At 25.9% G+C, this 3,738-nt stretch carries 2 protein-coding genes; both read left to right on the top strand.

All coding sequences use genetic code 11. From position 1 onward, the window contains the following. On the top strand, nt 1-3,055 hold a 3,055-nt coding region (locus EI71_RS09965; RefSeq protein ID WP_147387598.1), incomplete at its 5' end, for an RHS repeat domain-containing protein. 13 nt (nt 3,056-3,068) lie between these two features. Next, the gene (locus EI71_RS09960) at nt 3,069-3,566 is read left to right on the top strand and encodes a hypothetical protein (RefSeq protein ID WP_119017072.1); all 498 of its coding nucleotides are present in this window, start codon (nt 3,069-3,071) and stop codon (nt 3,564-3,566) included. Nucleotides 3,567-3,738: the final 172 nt, after the last annotated feature.

Raw genomic sequence — 3,738 nt, 5'->3', positions numbered from 1 at the left:
ATATAATAATACATTAGAAGAATATATTTATGATGATGAAGATAAGCTAGATGAAAAGAATATAAGAGAATTAAATGTAAGATATGATTATTCTGGCTTTGAAGTAGGAAGTATGTTATATACTTTAGGAAATACTAAAGAATATCATTCTTATAATTCTATTCAAAAATCCTTTAATACATCGAAAGAAGCTATCTTACATCAATTTGAAAAAGAAGTATATGTAGGAGAATATAGAGAAAGCTATAAGCTTAAATATAAAAATGATTTAAAACTACCTAATGACACTTTTACATTTGAAAGATTTGAAGATAATTATATTCCATATATAGAACCTGGTACTAATTTATCTTATACATTTAATTCAGATAAAATAATGATAGGATTTTGGTTTAAACTAGATGAACCTTCTTTTTCACATTTACTTACTATAAACCAAAATCATGTATATATAGGAGTCTTTTTAGATTTAAATAATTATTTACATCTACTGGTAGAATGTGAATATGATCCAGATTATAATATGAATATTCGTACAGATAATCCAATCAATATAACATCATGGAATTATTTTGGATTGGAATATTATGATGATGGAAATGAGAAAAAGGTAATCTTTGAACTTAATGATGAAATAAAGATGGGAACTGTGGAGTTTTCTTTAGTCTCTCCATATACATATCATATAGGTTATAAGTATTATGGTAATACAAAGACAGAAGTATTTCCTGGTGGAATATCTAATTTAATGATTGGTAAAGATGTATTAAATGAAGGATATATTTATTCTTATTATTTATATACAAAGAATTATATATATAATAATCAAATAGAAAATAACCAACAAATACCATATATATCTACCTCATCTTTTAGAAATGTATCGGGTTTAAATTATGATTTAATTCCGCTAGAAAATAATTTCAAATCGAATAATGGAATTACTCCAATTCGATTGGATGTAAATCAAGATTTATTTTATGATGCATCTAAAACATTTGCCTATAATTCATATTATAAAAGATATTGTTATTTAGCTTATGGAAATAAGCTTGTATATGATTTTAATTTTACAAATAATGGAACAGTATTCTTAAAAGGCTCTATATTAGAACCAAAGGATAAACAATATTTTATAACTATAAAAAATGATTTTGGAAAATCTATATCTCTGTATAGAAATCAAAATAAGCATATTATATTAAAATATGATTATTATGAGATAGATACAGACTATACATTAAATAATGAATCATTTTTTATAGGAATATCTTATAATGAGATAATAAATAATAATACTCGAGTGATGACTTTATTCTTTGGAAATAATACCATAACACGTTCCTTCCCTTTATATACTTCATTTACAAATACTAAAGTACATATAGGTATAGATAGTGATGGGAATAATGCCTTAATGGGAATGATTTTAGATATATGTTATAAAAAGGAATATGTTACATCTATTCCATCAGCTATTTCTAATTTAACAGAATATCATAAGAATCATTATTATGATTCATTCGGTAGAAGTAATCAAGTAAGTATATATAAAAATAATACGGAATTATTAAGAGATACTTACTCCTTTAAAACAAGAAGTAATGATAATACTTACACATCACTTCTAGTAAATAAAGAAACATATAAGATAAATAATACCAATTATGAAAGAAATTATACATTAGATAGCTTAGGTAGAGTAACTTCTATTACAGATTCAACCTTTGGTTCTCATACATATACATATAATAATTTAGGGTATTTATCTTTAGATGATAATAAGAATATTACCTATGATAATAATGGTAATATATTATCTTATGGAACAAATACATATACCTATGATAATTTATCCAGATTAGTATCTTATAATAATAATTCAATAACTTATAATACAATTCATAAGTTCTTAATGGAAACATTTAATGGATATACTTACTTCTATCAAGGTAAAAGATTAATAACTGTAACTAAAAATAATAAAACTATTAATTATACATATGATGTAGAAGGTTTAATCATAAAAAAAGAAGTTGTAGAAAATAATACTACAACTACAACAAATTATTATTACGATAATAGAAAACTAATAAAAGAAGTAATAGGTAATAATGTAATTAGTTATTTTTATGATAATAATAACCAACTCTATGGATATAAAGAGAATAATAATGTATACTTTTATATAAGGGATATCTTAGGTAATATCATAGGAATAATAGATGATAATGGAACATTATTATCTAAGTTTGATTATGATGCCTATGGCAATATCATAAATCAAACTGGCACAATAATATCTAATTTTAGATATAAAGGCTATTATTATGATACAGATTTAGAATTATATTATTTAAAAACTAGATTCTATAATCCAGTATTATTAAGATTTATTACACCAGATTCTATAGAATATCTAGATTCATCTAGTATTATTGGATTAAACCTATATGCATATTGTGGTAATGATCCAGTAAATATGATAGACGAAGAGGGAAATTTTGCTATATCTTCAACAACTTTCTTGATTGGCGCATTAATTGGAGCTATTATTGGTGGAGTTATCAGTGTTGGTGTTACAGCTTACGAAGATATTAAGGATGGAGAATGGGATACAAATAAATTTACTTATATTGGGGCTGCTTTGGGAGGTGCCATTGCAGGAGCTGGCATAGGAATTGCAAGTGTATTAGGTTGTGGTGCAGGAGCAGCATTGTTTATTGGAGCACCTGGTTTTACTATAGGTCATGTTTCATTTTCCACGGGTATGGCTTTTATGACTGCATTATCTACATCTGCTATTGCAGGTGGATTAGGATATTCAACGAGAGTTGCGATTGACAAAAATGAGGAATGGGATTTTACTAATTTTACAAAAGCTGTATTAAAGAATACTTTGAGTGGTGCAATCTCTTTTGGAATGGGAATGTATGGTGGCGTTTTTAGTGGAAAAATCGCTTTTGGCCCAAGCCCTTCGATAACGTTTGGGGCTGGAGATAATATTGTAACTGCATTAGGGCTTTTATTGAAGATTATCATTAGCATTATTTAAGGAGGAATTACATTTGGCAATTCGAGTATCAAATAATTATATATTAAAATCTATTTATACTACTATTTTTTTACCATCTCCTTTCAGTATACTTGTGATAATAACAATAAATCAATATGATTACTTGTCTGCAAATATCATGATAGCATTATTTATCGCAGCAGTTTTGATTGTGTTAATTATCACTACAATTAAATCAATTAGAAGAAAAAAATATAAATACATTATTATTGATGAATCAAATTTTTTCCTAGTTGACATAAATGGTAACGAAACAAAATTAAAAAACATAGTATTAGAAATAAGAAATCCTCTTTTAAATATTTTGTTTTCACCTAATTTAACAGCAGTTCATTTGTGTGTATTAAGGGATTGTTATGCTAAATTTGAAGATGGAACAATTTGTGGGGTCGATTTGAATTTAAGTGATTATTTTCGTGTGAAAAAAATGAATTTAAAAAACGTTAAGTTTTTCAAAATAAGGTATTATCTTCAATTACCATTTTTTTAGCAATGTTGACGATATAAAAATAGTAAAAAAGTATAATGCAATAAAGTAAGTAAGATTAAAACAGGATTTATTCCTGTTTTTTTCTTGTATGACGGGCATGTTATAAATCTAGGGTGAAAGTCCCAAGAGGCGTAGTTGCCGACGAACTTGATAGCGACTTGCAAAGCGTAAA

This window comes from Anaeroplasma bactoclasticum (genome assembly GCF_003550015.1).
GTDB classification, from domain to species: Bacteria; Bacillota_I; Bacilli_A; order Acholeplasmatales; family Anaeroplasmataceae; genus Anaeroplasma; species Anaeroplasma bactoclasticum.
Note: the sequence above shows the minus strand (reverse complement) of the source record. Positions and strands in the feature narration are given on the sequence as shown.